Source organism: Paraburkholderia tropica (assembly GCF_900109265.1).
In the GTDB taxonomy this organism is placed as follows: Bacteria; Pseudomonadota; Gammaproteobacteria; order Burkholderiales; family Burkholderiaceae; genus Paraburkholderia; species Paraburkholderia tropica.
Genome location: NZ_FNZM01000001.1, coordinates 113,893 through 130,160, shown reverse-complemented (window position 1 = coordinate 130,160; position 16,268 = coordinate 113,893). Strand labels below are relative to the sequence as shown.

General features: G+C 62.3%; 12 protein-coding genes and 1 tRNA gene. 7 read left to right on the top strand and 6 right to left on the bottom strand.

The features are described from left to right. Positions 1-13: 13 nt before the first annotated feature. Both BMY06_RS00530 and gltP read right to left on the bottom strand, forming a co-directional pair. On the bottom strand, positions 14-1,303 hold the full coding sequence (locus BMY06_RS00530) for an aminotransferase class V-fold PLP-dependent enzyme (RefSeq protein WP_065064319.1): 1,290 nt from the start codon (positions 1,301-1,303) through the stop codon (positions 14-16). 57 nt (positions 1,304-1,360) lie between these two features. After that, positions 1,361-2,686, bottom strand: coding sequence for a glutamate/aspartate:proton symporter GltP (gene gltP, locus BMY06_RS00525; RefSeq protein ID WP_074981042.1), 1,326 nt, complete (start codon positions 2,684-2,686; stop codon positions 1,361-1,363). Between the two features lie 147 nt (positions 2,687-2,833). Here gltP and BMY06_RS00520 point away from each other — a divergent pair, with 147 nt between their 5' ends. Continuing rightward, a complete protein-coding gene (locus BMY06_RS00520; RefSeq protein WP_065064315.1) occupies positions 2,834-3,742 on the top strand; it encodes a LysR family transcriptional regulator in 909 nt (302 codons plus the stop codon). A gap of 96 nt (positions 3,743-3,838) precedes the next feature. On the opposite strand, the gene BMY06_RS00515 is transcribed toward BMY06_RS00520, so the two are convergent. Together BMY06_RS00515 and BMY06_RS00510 are read right to left on the bottom strand one after the other, a co-directional pair. Continuing rightward, positions 3,839-4,972, bottom strand: a complete 1,134-nt coding sequence (locus tag BMY06_RS00515; RefSeq protein WP_065064313.1) for a coiled-coil domain-containing protein — start codon at positions 4,970-4,972, stop codon at positions 3,839-3,841. 4 nt (positions 4,973-4,976) lie between these two features. Then, positions 4,977-6,611, bottom strand: a complete 1,635-nt coding sequence (locus BMY06_RS00510) for a hypothetical protein (protein ID WP_124263089.1) — start codon at positions 6,609-6,611, stop codon at positions 4,977-4,979. A 580-nt stretch (positions 6,612-7,191) separates the two neighbouring features. On the opposite strand from BMY06_RS00510, the gene BMY06_RS00505 reads away from it, so the two are divergent. From BMY06_RS00505 to BMY06_RS00495, 3 genes are all read left to right on the top strand, one after another. Continuing rightward, a complete protein-coding gene (locus BMY06_RS00505) occupies positions 7,192-8,829 on the top strand; it encodes a methyl-accepting chemotaxis protein (protein WP_074981038.1) in 1,638 nt (545 codons plus the stop codon). A 170-nt stretch (positions 8,830-8,999) separates the two neighbouring features. Continuing rightward, positions 9,000-10,256, top strand: a complete 1,257-nt coding sequence (locus BMY06_RS00500) for a D-amino acid dehydrogenase (RefSeq protein ID WP_074981036.1) — start codon at positions 9,000-9,002, stop codon at positions 10,254-10,256. Between the two features lie 47 nt (positions 10,257-10,303). After that, positions 10,304-11,221, top strand: a complete 918-nt coding sequence (locus BMY06_RS00495; RefSeq protein ID WP_065064439.1) for a glutamate/aspartate ABC transporter substrate-binding protein — start codon at positions 10,304-10,306, stop codon at positions 11,219-11,221. A 154-nt stretch (positions 11,222-11,375) separates the two neighbouring features. Here the strand turns inward: BMY06_RS00495 and BMY06_RS00490 are convergent. Then, positions 11,376-11,452: transfer RNA gene (locus tag BMY06_RS00490), tRNA-Val, on the bottom strand. Between the two features lie 95 nt (positions 11,453-11,547). Then, entirely contained in the window at positions 11,548-12,345 is a 798-nt protein-coding gene (locus tag BMY06_RS00485) for a DNA-binding transcriptional regulator (protein ID WP_074981034.1), read from the bottom strand. A gap of 240 nt (positions 12,346-12,585) precedes the next feature. Here BMY06_RS00485 and BMY06_RS00480 point away from each other — a divergent pair, with 240 nt between their 5' ends. The 3 genes from BMY06_RS00480 (at position 12,586) to mhpD (ending at position 16,264) form a co-directional block, all read left to right on the top strand. Further along, positions 12,586-14,436 (top strand): bifunctional 3-(3-hydroxy-phenyl)propionate/3-hydroxycinnamic acid hydroxylase, encoded by a 1,851-nt coding sequence (locus BMY06_RS00480; protein WP_074981032.1) that lies wholly within the window; start codon positions 12,586-12,588, stop codon positions 14,434-14,436. A 17-nt stretch (positions 14,437-14,453) separates the two neighbouring features. Continuing rightward, entirely contained in the window at positions 14,454-15,413 is a 960-nt protein-coding gene (locus BMY06_RS00475; RefSeq protein WP_065064301.1) for a 3-carboxyethylcatechol 2,3-dioxygenase, read from the top strand. A gap of 62 nt (positions 15,414-15,475) precedes the next feature. Beyond that, complete coding sequence (mhpD, locus tag BMY06_RS00470) at positions 15,476-16,264, top strand: 2-keto-4-pentenoate hydratase (protein ID WP_065064299.1); 789 nt, start codon at positions 15,476-15,478, stop codon at positions 16,262-16,264. The last annotated feature ends 4 nt before the right edge of the window (positions 16,265-16,268 follow it).

Genomic DNA, 16,268 nt, shown 5'->3' with positions numbered 1-16,268 from the left:
ATTTCATTTTGCGTTATTGGCTGCGCCGGTTCGCAATGGCAATCTCTTCCGTCACGGCGAGAAACTTCGCCATATCGCCGGGCGCGTGACAATGCAACGGCGAAATGCGAACCGCACCGTCGAGATTGAACGATTTCAGCATGCGCCCGGAATACAGGCTGGTCGCGATCCGTTCATAGACGATCACACCGCGTTCTTCATAAGCGCGCACGGCGGCGGTCGGATCGAGATGATCGAAGCCGATGCCGGCGATCAGATCTCGGCGCGTAAGGTCGTCGTGATCCCAGAATACGTGCACGCCTTCGATTGCCCGCAGTCCGCGCTGACCGTCTACGCCGTCGAGCAATAGCGCAAGCAAGGCTCGCTCGTGCATTTCGATACGTTGCATGCCGTGCACGAACAATTCTCGCCGGTCGTCGGCGTCGCTGAATTGTGCGCCGATCCACGTCACGTAATCGACGATGGCGCTCACCACCGCGAATTGCGCGGGCGCGGGGCTGCCGAGTTCCCAGACACCTTTTTCCTTCGCGGCGAGCCGATGATGCGGAAGCGCAGCGAGCCGTTCGGAAAGCCACGTCACGCCCGAACCCCGGCAGCCGAAAAACTTGTAAGGCGCGAAGTTGATACCGTCGACCGGCGTCTTTTGCAGATCGATTGCGGCGTGCGGCGCATGCTGAACCGCGTCGACGATGATGAAGATATCCGGCTTGCGCGCGCGCGCCCGTTCGACGATCTCGGCAATATCGAGCTTGGCACCCGAAATGTTCGACGCGTACATCACGCTCAATAACGCCGTGTCGTCGTCGATGAGCGCGACGATGGCATCGACATCGATACCGCCGGTTTCCACGTTGCTCGGCGCGACGCGCAGCGTTTTACCGGTGCGCTCGCAATACATCGTCATGGCATCGAACGACGACGGATGTTCGAGTATGGTCGTGACCGCGTTCGTGCCGGGCACGTTCTCCATGACCGCGCGCACCATCTCGAACATCGCCGCGGACGCGGTCAGCGAAAGATACACACTGCCGTTGCGCGCGTTGAGCATACGGCGAACGTCGTCTTCGCCGCGTGCCTGAATGTCCTGCAAAACGAGCGCGCGTTCGTGAATGCGCTCGGGACAATCGGGCAGCGCATCGACTTGCGCGAACGCTTCAAGCGCCGATTTCAATCTGAAAGAACCGCCGGCATTATCGAAAAAGAGGCGCGCTTTGCCGTCGATATCGTGATCGACATAATGAAAGCGGCCCTTGATGGCCTCCATGAGCGAATCGGAAAACAACTGTCCGCGATGGCTGCTCATCTCTTTGGTTCCTCGTTCCATGATTGCTGTTCCTGACTGATCGGTTCTTTTTGAATCTCATACGTCCAGCGACGCGACATAGGCTTTGCCTTTTTCCGCGTCGTACTGGCCTTCCCACTTTGCGATGATGAGCGGTGCGAGCGCATTGCCCACGACATTGAGCGCCGTGCGTCCCATATCCATGATCCGGTCGACGCCCGCGATAAAGGCGAGCCCTTCGAGCGGCAATCCGGCGCTCGCGAGCGTGGTCAGCAAAATGACGAACATGAAGCCGGGCACACCGGCCGCGCCTTTCGACGTCACCACCATCGTCAGGACGAGCACGATCTGTTCTTGCAGGCCGAGGTGAACGCCATAAAGCTGCGCAACGAACAGCGTGCCGATGCCGAGGTAAATCGATGCGCCGTCGAGATTGAACGTGTAACCCGTGGGAACCACGAACGTCGTGATGCTTTTCGGCACGCCGTAGTCCTCCATCTTTTTCATCAATTGCGGCAGGACCGTTGCCGAACTGCAGGTGGAGAACGCAATGATCAATTCGTCCTTGATGACGCGCAGCAGCGTGAAGATACTGAAACCAAACAGCCGCGCCGCCAGGCCGAGCACGAACACTGCAAACAGAATGATCGCGAGATACGTCACCGCAACGAGTTTAATAAGCGGCAGCAGCGAGCCAAAGCCGAAACTCGCCACCGTGACCGCGATCAGCGCGCACACGCCGAACGGCGCGTAACGCATCACCATGCCGGTGACCTTGAACATCGCATCGCTCATGCCTTTGAACATAGCCAGCACGGGCTGGCGATATTCGGCGGGCACGGTTTGCAGGCCGAGACCGAACAGCACGGAAAAGAAAATGACCGGCAACAGATCGCCGCGACCCATCGCCATGACGATGTTGTCGGGAATGATGCTCAGCAACAGCGCCATGAAGCCGTGATGGCCCTGCGTCTGCTGCGTGGTCTGCTGATAGCGCGAGATATCGGTGTGGCCGAGCTGGGACAGATCGGTGCCGAGTCCCGGATGCAGCACGTTGCCGAGCACGAGGCCCAGCACGATCGCAATGGTCGTGACGACTTCGAAATAGATCAGCGTTTTCAGGCCGATACGCCCGAGCGAACGCCCGTCGCCGACCCCCGCGATGCCCATCACCATGCTCGTAAACACGATCGGCACGACAACCATTTTGATCAGACGGATAAAGATGTCGCCGGCCGGTTGCAGAAAGCCGTTGATGACCGATTCGCGCGAGCCGGGCAGACGGTTGAGCACCAGCCCCACCGCAATACCGACGATAAGCCCGATAACGATTTGCCACGCGAGCCCGACGCGCGGCTTGCGCGCCGCGCGCTCGGGTTGAGGTGTTTCCATGACGGATTCCATGCGTTCTCCAGACACGTATCGATTGATTTGGATAAACCGAGCCTCGTCCGGGACTCGTCGAGAGAAAAATTAACCAGCCAAAATGAACTAAAAAAGCGATTTTTTTCTATGAGAAACTATCACTTTTAGTGATGTGAAATTCGGGCCATGCTGACGTTCAAACAAATGGAAGCCTTGTACTGGATCGTTCAGCTTGGCTCCTTCGAGGCGGCGGCCACGCGCCTGAACACCACGCAATCGGCGATTTCGAAGCGCGTGCAGGAACTCGAACGCGCATTCGACGTGGCCGTGTTCGACCGCGCGAATCGCAGCGCGCGTCTCACGGAGAAGGGCACGGAATTCTTCGAGCACGCGAAGGAATTGCTGGAGCGGCGCGATCAGATTGTCGAGCGCATGAGCTCGAAAGAAGCGCTGGTTCGGCAGATTCGCATCGGCGTCACGGAACTCACGGCGCTGACCTGGCTGCCGCGTTTGATCGGGGCGATTCAGGCCGAGTATCCGAAGGTGAAGGTCGAAGCGGAGGTGGATCTCAACGCGACCCTGCGCGAACGGCTGGCGGCGGCGACGGTGGACGTCATCATCGTGCCGCAGACGCATGAGGTCGAGCCGTATGCGTCGACGCTCGTGGGCGAGGTGCAGAACGCGTGGATGTGCGCGGCGAGCCTCGCGCCGGGCAAGCGTGCGATCGCGCTCGCGGAGATCGCGAAATATCCGCTGATTCTGCAGGGCGGATTGTCGGGCACCGGGTATGTGTATAGCCGGTTTCTGGAAGAGCAAGGCGTGGCCTTGCAGAAGGTGCTCGCGAGCAACAGCCTGATCGCGCAAATCGGGCTCACGCTTTCGGGGCTGGGCGTCAGTTATTTGCCGCGGGCGTGTCTTGCACGCATGCTCAAGCGGCGCGCGCTAGTGGTTGTCCCGACGCGGCCCGAGTTGCCGCCGGTTAAATACGTCGCGATGCATCGCGCGGAGCGGGCGCATTCGTTGAGCGCCGCGGTGGCGCGGCTCGCGGCGCAGTCGTGTGACTTCTCGTCGAACCTGCTTGATCCGGGGAGTTGAAGCGCAAAGCGCAGCGAGATGCCGCAACGCGAGCACGCTTGCCGCCTTCCCGCGAGGAGCGGGCATGGCGCAGGCGCGCTCGCTCGCTAACCGATTCTAGAAGTGAATCCAGTGTGCCGCGTTGGCGAGACTGACCACGACGCCCACCAGCGCGACAACCGAGCATGCCGCGCTGATTCGCGCGAGACGCTGGACACGCACGTTCGCATCGTTGAATTTCGCCGCATTCAGATTGGCCGTGTTTTCGGCTTGTTCCAGTTGCGCCTTCAATTCATGCGACTGCTTTTTGCTCGCGTCGAGTTCCGATTTGAGTTGGGCGATCGAATCGGCATGCACGCCGATACGCGTGCCGTTCGCCTCGATACCCGCATTCATCGCTTGCTGGCGCGCGCTCAGAGCGTCGATGGCGAGTTGCGCTTGCGCGTGACGACCGTCCGTCGCTTCGATGCGCGCCACGAGCGCTTCGCCCTGCGCCTGCGTATGGCTCATATGGCCGCCGAGCGTTGCGGCGATCTCGTCGAGACGCGCGGCGCCGTGCGCTTGCGCGGTTTCGAGACGGCTCGTCAATGCGGCGCACTGCGCGTCAACCTGCTGGCTCAATTGCCCGGTTTTCTCCATCACCGACGCGCTGAGCGAAGCCGCCACGTCCTTCACGAACTGTTCGAGCGCGGCGTGGTCGTCGCGCATGCTGGCGGCGGTTGCCTGCACCGATTGAATCAGCTCGTTGCGCGTGCCTTTCACCTCCGACGCGATGGCGATAAGTTGCTTCGCACCTTCTTGCGTCAAACCGCGCAGCTCGAAGAAATCGTTGATCAGATTTTTCAGTTCGACAGCCTGAATATGCAGCTTCTGTTGCTGCTGATCGAGCTGCACTGTATGCGATTCGAGGCGTTCGGTCTGACGCTTGAGGTCGCGTTGCTGCGAGCCGATCTGATCTTGCTGATGCGCGAGCTTCTGCGACTGCATCATGCTGATGACCATCAGTTGCGCGAGGCTCTTGGAGAACTCGGCCTGCAACTCCTGCGCATCGAGTTGCGCGTCCTTCAGCTTGTCGTTGTGCCACCAGCGCATGAGCGCGTTGCGCTGCTCATGTTCGTTACGCGCGCGCTTCAGTTCGTCGAGCCGCTTGAAGTTGTTGCGGAACTTCAAGAGCACGTCGTTCACGTCGATCTGCGAAAGCAGATCGTGCGGGACTTCAATCTTGGCAATGTCCTGGATCAGGTCGTTCATGGTTTCAAGGTTTGGTGCAATAGTCTGCGAGCAGGCGCTCGAGTTCGTCGTCCATCTGCTTCATGTTTGCGAGGCCGGTGCCAAGCGCCTTGTGCGTGCTGGCACCGATCTCGACGGTGGCGGCGGCCGTATCCACGGCAGCCAGCAAGTGGTGTTCGGCTTTTTCCAGGTCTTCGGCCATTGCCTCGTAACAGGCGAGCATTTCCTGGTAGCGCTGCGAGTGCTGATACTGCTGCTCGATGAAGGTCGCAAGACGCTCGCCGAGCGCCGCATCGGCTTCGAGCGTGTCGATCTGCGCTTCGAGATGTTCGGTGCCGGTTTGCGACAGCCAGTCGAACAGGCGGTCGATCGCATAGACCGTCAACGCGGTCATTAGCCCGGTCAGAATGCCGGTGATGACGGGCGCGACATAAGCGGCCAGCGGCGCGAGAAAGGGAATGCTGACCAGAAAGCCCTTGATGGACTGCTCGAACAGAAGCCCGACGCTGGTCGTGATCACGCCCGCAATGATCTTCGTGGCCTGGCGCGCGGCGTCCATCGCCGAGAGACCCTTGGGCGGGAAGCAGACGATCTTGATGGCCTGCCAGAGTCCCTTGAAACTTTCACGGATGACCGTGACGATCTTCGCCGACGTCGTGACGACATTGTTGATGATGAACGTGAGCAGATTGCTCACCGCGCCTTGAACGCCGCCTTCGATGAGCGCGTCGAACGCATGCCCGAGCTTCGCCGTGACGCGATCGAGCGTGCGCTTGAGCGCCTCGGTCACGCGGTCGACGAGATTCTCCGTGGGCGCCGGCGTGCGCACGAGCGTGGCGACTTCCACATAGCTGCTGTTGACGAACTCGTGCAGCAGCACGCCCATCGCCTGGCGCAGTGCGTTCTTGCCCGCTTCCGTGGCGCAGGTGGAGGCGAGTTCCGCGCCTTGCTTCTTTGCCTGAGCCTTGAGCGTTTCGATCTTGCGATGACGATCGGCTTTATCCTGCGTTCTCTTGAGCAATTCCACGTCGACGCCGAACGACTCCGCGTTGGTTTGCCCGGGCGTTTTCTTGCGCTCCGCATTCGCCCAGTCGAGCTTGACCTTGTCCTGCATCGACTGATTGATATCGTGCTCGGCCGGAACGAGATTCTCCGGCGCATTCGCCATCTCCACGCGCTGCGCTTCGTTCATGAAGAGATTGGCGCGAGGGTCGATCTCGATGCTTTTGACCGAATTCACATGATCGAGATGCGTGCGTCCATCGCGCGGCAGTTCCTTGCCCGTATAAGCGCTGATGATGGGCTCGTCATTCTGGAACATCGCCTTGCGCTTTGCGGGAAACGTCTTGCCGTACGCCGTGCGGTCGATGGGATTCGACTGCTTGTCGTGCCATTCCGTATAGGCCGCGGCATCGTTTTGCGTCGCCGTAATGCCTTGTTCGAAATTGCGCAGCGTGGTGACATTGCCGCCGGTCTTGTCGTCGAACATGGCGGGCGTGAGGCCGAACGGACCGATGATCTGTTGCAGCGTTTGCTGTTTGCAGCTTTCGAGCAGTTCGTCGAGACGCCGCTCGCGCAATTCGCGCGAACTCGGTGCCGATGTCTCCGTGGAAAGCGCGGTGCGGCTCGATAAAGCCGCGACGGGTTCTAATGTTGTCATATCGGAACGCAATCCGGGTCAATAAAAGCCTGCTTTAGTCAGGCAACGTCCGAATTACGATGAAGCCAGTCGGACGGAATACCGTCGGGATATCGGCGGCGAGTTGTCATTCTTGAGGGGCGTTAAAAGTCGATAAAGCCCAGTGCTGGTGTCTGAATTCGTGTCAATGAATTCAGGCATGTTTTAAACAAATCGAGATTTAGAGAAATTTCGATAAAAGGAAACGTTTGCTGCGATCAATTGCAAAAGAAAGCCCATTTGGAAGGGCGGAAAAAGATCGCTAGAAAATACATTGAGCATGCCTGGGTGATTATTGCCCGGCAGGTAAAACACCATTTACCGCAATGCCTGCTCTTGCGCGTGGCCGGACGACGCGCCGGCCACATCGGCCATCGCCAATGCTTAATTAGAGTGGTAATTCCACGAATTTCCCAATAATTGAAACGAACGTCGCGAATGTTCCGCTTTCCTCATGGATATCCCCTATAAGGGAGTGAATTAAACCTGCCGTTAGTCCCTGCGAAGCGCGAGATTGCGCGGGCGGCCACGCGCCGCGATAAAAAGCCAGGAGACCGACCAGATGCTCAGGAATATCACTATTCGCGGCGGGCTTACCCTCGTCATTGGCCTATTCGTCGCCTTTCTGCTGGTGGTGATCGGCGTGGCGTACGGGGCCCTCAAATTGACCAACGAGAGTCTCGTCGATACGCAGCGCAGCGCCCAGTCGCTCGCCGCGCTCAAGACGAGTTCGGAGCGGCTTCTGCAGGTGCGCCTCGCGCTGGGCGGCTACGAGACGCTGTTCAGCGTGGGCAAGTCCACGGAGGGCCTGCTCGAACAGGCGCACAAGGTGCTCGTCGATTCGAACAAGGATTTCGCGGGCTACAGCGCGGGCCCTTTCACCGACGACGAAGAAGCACGGCTCGCCAAAGCGGTCGCGCAGGCGCGTACGGCGCTCGTCGAGCAGGCGCTGGAGCCGGAGTACAAGGCGCTCGTCGACAACGACTTCAACACCTTCCGCACCATCCAGGGCGAGACGGCCGACCGCTATTACGCCATCTACGCGAAAGCGATCGACGCGCTCGAACAATGGCAGACCGCCCGCGAACAGCGCGACGGCGAGATCGCCGCCGAGCGCTTCCAGGTGTCGGTCATCGTGTTCGGCGCGATTGCCGTGATTGGCGTCGTGCTCGGTCTGTTCGCTCGAAAGGGGCTCGCGGCGGCCGTCGTGAAGCCTGTCGATCAGGCGATTCGCCACTTCCAGCGCATTGCGGCCGGCGATCTGACCGTGGACGTGCGCGTGCGCTCGAACAATGAAATGGGCCAGTTGCTCGGCGCGCTCGCGCAGATGCGCGAAGGGCTGATGGGCACCGTCGCGCGCGTACGCGGCAGCACGCACGAGATCACGCTGGGCGCGGATCAGATCGCGTCGGGCAATGCCGATCTGTCGAGCCGCACGTCGCAGCAGGCGGCGGCGCTCGAAGAGACGGCGGCGAGCCTGGAGGAGCTGGCATCGGCGGTGCGCCAGAACACGTCGGCGGCGAAGGAGGCGAGCGGGCTTGCGCAAGGCGCGCTCGACACCGTGTCGCGCGGCGCGGACGTGGTCGCGCGCGTGAACGAGACGATGAACGACATCTCGTCGTCGTCGCGCAAGGTCGAGGAAATCACCGGCATCATCGAAGGCATCGCGTTCCAGACCAACATCCTCGCGCTGAACGCGGCGGTCGAAGCCGCGCGCGCGGGCGAGGAAGGGCGCGGCTTCGCGGTGGTCGCCGCCGAAGTGCGCAGCCTCGCGCAGCGCTCGGGCACGGCCGCCAAGGAGATCAAGGAGCTGATCACGGCGTCGGTCGCGACGGTGGGCGCGGGCGCGCGTCTCGTCGACGAAGCGCGTCACACGATGGGCGCGGCGCGCGACGCGGTGGCGCGCGTGAGCAGCATCATGGGCGAGATCGAGGCGGCGACGCACGAGCAGAGCGACGGCATCGAGCAGGTGAATCGCGCGGTCGCGCAGATCGACGAGGTCACGCAGCGCAACGCGGCGCTCGTGGAAGAGGCCGCGGCTGCCGCGCAGTCGCTCGAAGCGCAGGCCAACACGCTGCGCGAGGCGGTGTCGGTATTCAATCTCGGCGCTGCGCAAGGGCATGCCGCGCGCCGGGGCGAACCGGGCGCGCCAGCCCTGGAAGGCGCACGGCATGCGGGTGCGGAGCCGGCGCTGGCCTGAATTCGCCGGGCGCGCCGCGTCATCGGGACTTAACCTGAGGTTATATCCCCCGCGCAATTCGCAATTGAGTTCCGTTTTTTGCCCGGTAAGACTGGTGTGGTCGGTCTCGCGAGCGTGGCAGCGAAAGCCTCGCGTGACCCGGTCAAAACCAGTGGACTGAATAACGGGTTATGCGAATTTGCGTGTTGGGCGGCGGCGTCATCGGTGTGACGACGGCCTATTTTCTTGCTCGCGATGGACATCAGGTGACGCTCGTCGAGCGTCGCGCGGACGTGGCGCAGGAGACCAGCCACGCCAACGGCGGTCAGCTGAGCTACAGCTACGTGGCGCCGCTCGCCGATCCCTCGGTGCTGCCCAAGCTGCCGCAATGGCTGTTTTCACGCGATGCGGCGCTGCGTTTCGTGCCGCGTCTCGATCCGCATCAGTGGCGCTGGTGCGTGGAGTTTCTGCGCGCCTGCACGCGTGCGCGCAGCCAGCAGACCACGGCGGAATTGCTTGGTCTCGGCTTTCTGAGCCAGCGTCTGATGCACGAAATCGTCGCGCGCGAATCGCTCGATTTCGACTATGTGCGCAACGGAAAACTTGTTGTGTTTCGCGATCGCGAAGGTTTTGAGGGCGCGTGCCGCCAGGCGCAGTATCAGGCGAAATTCGGCTGCGAACAGCACGCGCTCGACGGCGCGGCGTGCGTGGCGCTGGAACCGGCGCTCGCGCATATTGGCGGCGATATTGCAGGCGGCATTCATACGCCCGGTGAAGAAGCCGGCGATTGCGACAGCTTCACGCGTCATCTGGCGCGTGCCGCGCAGCGCGACGGCGTGCAACTGCAACTCGCGACTGAATTATCCGGACTCCGTATCAATGAATCGAATGTGCAGGCAGCCATCACGTCGCAAGGCGATATCGAAGCCGATGCCTTCGTGATGTGCCTCGGCTTCCAGAGTCAGCCGATGCTGGCCTCGCTCGGCGTGAGCGTGCCGGTTTATCCGCTCAAAGGCTACAGCCTCACGTTGCCCGACGCGCGCGAACACGGCGCGCCGCGCGTGTCGGTCACGGATGCGCATCACAAGGTGGTCTACGCGCCGCTCGGCGAACGTCTGCGCATTGCGGGCATGGTCGATCTCACGGGCATGAGCGCGCACGCCGATCGCGAGCGTATCGCGTTGCTCACGCGTCAGGCGCGCGAGACGTTTCCGCAAGCCGGCGATTATGACGCAATTCAAACGTGGACGGGCATGCGGCCTGCCACGCCGGACAGCAAGCCGCTGATCGGCACGACACGCTTTCGCAATCTCTGGATGAACACGGGGCATGGCGCGCTGGGCTTCACGCTCGCGTGCGGCAGCGCGCAACTGCTGGCGGATCGGCTCGCGAACCGCGCGCTGCCGCTCGACGGCGACGCCTTCGTGCCGGCGCGTTGGACGCGTTGAACGATTTGTTTCACTACACCAGTCGGGAGAACAGGACGATGATCGGCATGAGAAAAATCGGGGTGGTCGGTGTGATCGGTGCGATTGGAGCAAGCGCACTGGCGGCAACGCTGTTCGCGAGCGCGGCGCAAGCGGAAGAACTCACGGGCACGCTCAAGAAAGTGCACGATACGGGCGTCATCGTGCTTGGCACGCGCGAGTCGTCGATTCCGTTTTCGTATTACGACCAGAATCAGAACGTGATTGGCTATTCGCAGGAAATCGCGCTGAAGATCGTTGAAGCGGTGAAGCAGAAAACCGACACGCCGAACCTCAAGGTGCGCACGATTCCCATCACCTCGCAAAATCGCATTCCGCTTGTGCAGAACGGCACGATCGACCTCGAATGCGGTTCGACCACGAATACGTTCGAACGCCAGAATCAGGCCGCGTTTTCGAACAGCATTTTTCTGTACGGCATTCGCTTTATCACGCGCAAGGATTCGGGCGTGAAGGATTTCGCGGATCTCGCGGGCAAGACGGTGGCGACCACGGCGGGCACGTCCGACGAGCGCATGCTGCGCAAGATGAACGAAGAGAAGCATATGAACATGACGATCATCAGCGCGAAGGACCACGCCGAATCGTTCCTCAACGTCACGACGGGCCGCGCAATCGCATTCGTGATGGATGAGCCGCTGCTGTACGGCGAGCGCGCGAAGACGAAGAGTCCGCAGGATTATGTGGTGACGGGCACGCCGCCGGTGTCGGAAAACTACGCGTGCATGCTGCGTCGCGACGATCCGCAATTCAAGGCGCTCGTCGACGAAACCGTCGCGAAGATGCAGACCTCGGGCGAGATGGCGAAGCTCTATACGAAATGGTTCACGCAGCCGATTCCGCCGAATGGCATGAATCTCGACTATCCGCTTTCGCAGCAGATGAAGGAACTGTTCGCGCATCCGAACGACAAGGCACTCGATTGAATGGCGAGTGTGATGCGCCGATTGGCGCGTGCTGAATAGCGTGCTGATGTGCGCGTATGAAGGCACAAAAGAAAATGGCGCAGACCCGTGAGGGAATGCGCCATATTCACTGCGTAAGCATGATAAAGCCGCTACGCGATACCACTATATTCGTTGGTAGGCTCGATTGGATTCGAACCAACGACCCCCACCATGTCAAGGTGGTGCTCTAACCAACTGAGCTACGAGCCTGTAGAGAGCGCGAATTATAGAGACACTCTCGCAGGTGCGCAAGCCCCCTTTTCACAAATCGCGAAAATTATTGAAAAGCGCGTGGGCGGGCGCGTTCACGCCTCGCCGTCCTGCCGCTCCATCGCCTCCACCATTTCCTTCGCCGCGCGCTGCAACTCGGGCACGAACCGGCGCACCGCTTCCTGCGGCTGCATGGCCTGCTCCAGATAAATCACGTTAAGGCTCGCGAGCACGCGGCCATGCGCTTCGATCGCCACCGCAACGGCGCCGATCTTGCGCTGGTCGGCCCAGTCGCCGTGATTCGAGCCGAAGCCGTCCGCGCGCGTCTGCTTGACGAGATTGCGGATGAAGGCCGGGTCCGAGGCGAGCTTCTGCTGCTGCTCGCCGCCCGCGCCCGCGCGCAACAGATCGAGCATGTCCTCGCGTTCGGCCTCGGGACACATCGCCAGATAGACGCGGCCCGCCGCCGTGAGCAGCAGCGGCAAGCGGCGCCCGACCATCGAGCGGTGAAACGACAGCGGGCTGAAACGATGCGTGGTCTCGCGCACGATCATCGCGTCGCCGTCGGGCGTCGTGAGGTCGGACGGCCACACGATGCGTTGCATCAGCTGGCCCATGATCGGCGGCGCGACGGTGGCGATCAGTTCGTCGTCGGTGAAGCCTTCGCTCAACTCGCGCACGTTCAGCGTGAGCCGGAAGCTGTCGTCGGAGGCGCTACGCCGCACGAAGTTTTCTTCGACCAGCGTCTCCAGCAAACGCCGCACGGTGGTGCGATGCAGGCCCGTGGCCTCGCTCAGTTGCTGGCTCGTCGCGCGTCCGTTCTCCATCGCGTTGAGCGCCCGGAGCACCTGCAGACCGCGCGCGAGACCTCGCACGTTTGCATACTTCGTCATAAAAAATCTCTTTTAAATCAACTGTGTGCATTCTATGCACATTTCTGCGAAATTGTTGAGCGGGCGTGGGCGCGCCCCTAGACTCGCTTTCATTCACCGGCCTGCGGCAAAACGCCCACGGCGGTGATCCGTTTCAGGCAAAACCTGTCAGCACCCGCAGCGGCCGCCGAGCCGCGCGACAGATCTGCATGGGATCGCACGCGGCGCACGAACGCCCGCGCGATCCGAACAGGAGACACCATGCACACCACGCCTCATCAGGTGGATTCCGTCCGCCCGCGCCAGCACGTTACCGACGTCGCCATCATCGGAGCGGGTCCGGTCGGCCTCACGATCGCCAATATTCTCGGTCTGCAAGGCGTGCGCGTCACGCTCATCGAAAAGCTCGATCAGATTATCGACTATCCGCGCGCAATTGGTTTGGATGACGAAGCATTGCGCGTGTTTCAGTCGATCGGTCTCGCCGATCGACTCGCGCCGCACACCACGCCCGATCACTGGATGCGCTTCGTGACGAAAGACGGCCACTGTTTCGCGTCGATCGAACCGCGCACCGACGAATTCGGCTGGCCGCGCCGCAATGCCTTTATTCAGCCGCTCGCGGATCGCGTGCTTTACGAAGGGCTCGCGCGCTTCGCGCACGTCGACGTGCTGTTTGGCCACGACGTGAATGGCTTCGTGCAGGACGCGCAAGGCGTGTCGATCGACGTGAGCGACGCCAGCGGCGAGCAGCGCACGATTCGCGCCGCGTACATGGTGGGCGCGGACGGCGGCAACAGCTTCGTGCGCCGCGCGCTGAACGTGCCGTTCGAAGGCCGCACGAAACCGAATCAGTGGATCGTGGTGGATGTGCGCAACGATCCGATCGGCTCGCCGCACATCTACATGCATTGCGATCACACGCGGCCTTACGTGTCGGCGGCGCTGCCGCACGGCATTCGCCGTTTCGAATTCATGGTGATGCCGGGCGAAACCGAGGAAGAACTTTCGCAGCCCGCCAACATGGCCGCGCTGATCCGCAAGGTGGTCGCGGACCCGGACAAGGTCGACTACATCCGCAAGCGCGTCTATACGCACAATGCGCGGCTCGCCGAAACGTTTCGCGTGGATCGCGTGCTGCTCGCGGGCGACGCGGCGCACATCATGCCGGTGTGGCAAGGGCAGGGCTACAACAGCGGCATTCGCGACGCGAACAATCTCGGCTGGAAACTCGCGATGGTTGCAAAGGGTCTCGCCGATGGCCGTTTGCTCGACACCTATACGGTCGAGCGCCGCGCGCATGCACGCTCGATGATTCACCTCTCCGAAGTCGCCGGCGATATCTTCGCGCCGACCACGCGTTTCGGCGCGCGCTTTCGCGATGCGTTCGTGAAGTCGATGAACGTTTTCCCTTCTGTGAAGCGCTATTTCGTCGAAATGCGTTTCAAGCCGATGCCGCGATACGAAGCGGGCGTCGTGTTGTTGCCGCCGCCGCAAGCGCAGGGCGGCTGGCTCGCGCGCACGCTCGAAGGCGCAGGCAGCGGACCGGTCGGTCGCCTGCTCGGACTGATGAGCCAGAAGCGCGATTCGCTGCTCGGGCGTCTTGCGTATGGCCGCGATCCGCATGCCGCGTCGCCGGTGGGCCGCATGTTCGTGCAGCCGCGCGTGCGTCTGGCCGATGGCCGCGTCGTGCGTCTGGACGATGCGATCGGCAACGGTTTCGCGCTGCTCGCCTGGGGCGCGGACCCGACCTTCGGCCTCACGCCGCAGGCGCGTGCGTTGTGGGCGCGCCTGGGCGCGCGCTTCGTGGTCGTGAAGCCGGACGTGCAACTCGACTACGGCGACGACGTGCCGCCCGACGTGCTCGCGATCGGCGACGTGCAGGGCCGCCTCAAGGACTGGTTCAGCCGTCTGCCGGAGTCGGTCGTGCTGCTGCGCCCCGATCGTTTCGTGGCGGGCGTATGCGCGCCACAGCAGGTCTCGGACGCCATCGTCGAGCTTGCGGGCAAGCTCGGCATGAGCGCCGCCGCCGTGAACGACGCGCGAGCCGCAGCACCGATATCGCGCCCCGCGCTTGCCGACGTTGCCGTCGCGCGCGTCGCCGAAGCTTGAGCAGGAGCCTCACGACCATGCCCATTCACCTCGAATGTCTCTCGCACACGCCGTTGCACGGCTACTTCGATCCGCGTCCCGACGTGGTCGAGGAAGTCGAACGCGTGGGTCGAGCGGCGCGTGCGCGCGTCGATGCCTTCAATCCCGATCTGATCGTGGTGTTCGCGCCCGATCACTTCAACGGCTTTTTCTACGATGTGATGCCGCCGTTCTGCATCGGCGCGAAGGCGCAGGCGATCGGCGATTTCAAGAGCCTCGCAGGCGACTTGCCGGTGCCGTCGGTGCTCGCGCATGAACTCACGGAGCACGTGCTGGCCGCCGATATCGACGTCGCGCTTTCGTATCGCATGCAGGTCGATCACGGTTGCGCGCAGGCGCTCGAAGTGCTGACGGGCGGTCTCGATCGCTATCCGGTGATTCCGGTGTTCATCAATTCCGTCGCGCCGCCGATGGCGACGCTGCGCCGCGCGCGTCTGCTCGGCGATGCGATCGGCCGTTTTCTGTCGCGCACGGATCGGCGCGTACTCGTGGTGGGTTCCGGCGGCATCTCGCATGAGCCGCCGGTGCCCGAACTGATCGGCGCGACGCCTGAAGTGGCCGAGCGTTTGATCGCGGGCCGCAATCCCTCGGCCGAATCGCGCGAGGCGCGTCAGGCGCGCACCGTGGCGGCGGCGCGCGCGTTTTCTCAAGGCGACAGCCCGCTGCATCCGCTCAATCCAGAATGGGATCGGGCGTTTCTCGCGCAGCTCGCATCGGGCGAGCTGACCGCGGTGGACGGCATGACCAACGCCGCCATCACGCGCGACGGCGGCAAGTCGGCGCACGAGATCCGCACCTGGGTGGCCGCGTTCGGCACGCTCGCCGCGTATGGCGACTATCGCGCGTCGCTCGATTACTACCGCGAGATTCCCGAGTGGATCGCCGGTTTCGCCGCCATGCACGCGTCGCCCGCAAGCGAATGGCGTGCGGCGGCCTGATCGACGCCGATCGAAACGATCAAAGCAATCGATCGCGATTCATAGAAACAAGGAGAGTTTGCATGACCGATCAGCATCGCATCGCGACGCTCGCCGCGCAACTGCGCGAAGCGGAGCGTACACGCAACGTGGTCGAGCCCGTGCGCGGCGAGATCGCGCTCGACGACATCGCCACGGCTTATGCCGTGCAACAGGCGAACGTGGACCTGCGTGTGAAGAACGGCGAGCGCATCGTGGGCCGCAAGATCGGCCTCACGTCGCTCGCGGTGCAAAAGCAGCTGGGCGTGGATCAGCCCGATTTTGGCGCGCTGTTCGCGAGCATGGCGCACGGCGACAGCGAAGCCATTTCGCTCGCGCAACTGATCCAGCCGAAAGTGGAAGCGGAAATCGCGCTCGTGCTCGCACGCGATCTCACGCATGAAAAGCACACCTTCGTCGACATCCTGAATGCGAGTGCGTATGCACTCGCGGCGATCGAAATCGTCGATAGCCGGATTCGTGATTGGGATATTCGCTTCGTCGATACGGTCGCCGACAACGCATCGAGCGCGCGTTTCGTGGTCGGCAGCCGCCCCGTGCCGCTCGCGCAGATCGACTTGACGGCGTGCGCGATGGAGTTGTCGCGCGACGGCGAAGTGCTCTCGCGCGGCAACGGCGCCGCGTGCCTCGGCAATCCGCTCAACGCAGCCGTGTGGCTCGCCGATCGCATGGTGCAGCTCGGCACGCCGCTGCGCGCCGGCGACGTGGTGCTCACGGGCGCGCTCGGCCCGATGGTCGCCGTGAAGGAACCCGGCACCTACACCGCGCAGATCGAAGGCCTCGGCGGCGTTCGCGCGACTTTCACTGCCTGATTGA

Bases quoted from the DNA above. Each gene is read 5' to 3' on its own strand.
- BMY06_RS00530 (WP_065064319.1), bottom strand. From the start codon at position 1,303: ATGAGCAGCCATCGCGGACAGTTGTTTTCCGATTCGCTCATGGAGGCC.
- gltP (WP_074981042.1), bottom strand. From the start codon at position 2,686: ATGGAATCCGTCATGGAAACACCTCAACCCGAGCGCGCGGCGCGCAAG.
- BMY06_RS00520 (WP_065064315.1), top strand. From the start codon at position 2,834: ATGCTGACGTTCAAACAAATGGAAGCCTTGTACTGGATCGTTCAGCTT.
- BMY06_RS00515 (WP_065064313.1), bottom strand. From the start codon at position 4,972: ATGAACGACCTGATCCAGGACATTGCCAAGATTGAAGTCCCGCACGAT.
- BMY06_RS00510 (WP_124263089.1), bottom strand. From the start codon at position 6,611: ATGACAACATTAGAACCCGTCGCGGCTTTATCGAGCCGCACCGCGCTT.
- BMY06_RS00505 (WP_074981038.1), top strand. From the start codon at position 7,192: ATGCTCAGGAATATCACTATTCGCGGCGGGCTTACCCTCGTCATTGGC.
- BMY06_RS00500 (WP_074981036.1), top strand. From the start codon at position 9,000: ATGCGAATTTGCGTGTTGGGCGGCGGCGTCATCGGTGTGACGACGGCC.
- BMY06_RS00495 (WP_065064439.1), top strand. From the start codon at position 10,304: ATGAGAAAAATCGGGGTGGTCGGTGTGATCGGTGCGATTGGAGCAAGC.
- BMY06_RS00485 (WP_074981034.1), bottom strand. From the start codon at position 12,345: ATGACGAAGTATGCAAACGTGCGAGGTCTCGCGCGCGGTCTGCAGGTG.
- BMY06_RS00480 (WP_074981032.1), top strand. From the start codon at position 12,586: ATGCACACCACGCCTCATCAGGTGGATTCCGTCCGCCCGCGCCAGCAC.
- BMY06_RS00475 (WP_065064301.1), top strand. From the start codon at position 14,454: ATGCCCATTCACCTCGAATGTCTCTCGCACACGCCGTTGCACGGCTAC.
- mhpD (WP_065064299.1), top strand. From the start codon at position 15,476: ATGACCGATCAGCATCGCATCGCGACGCTCGCCGCGCAACTGCGCGAA.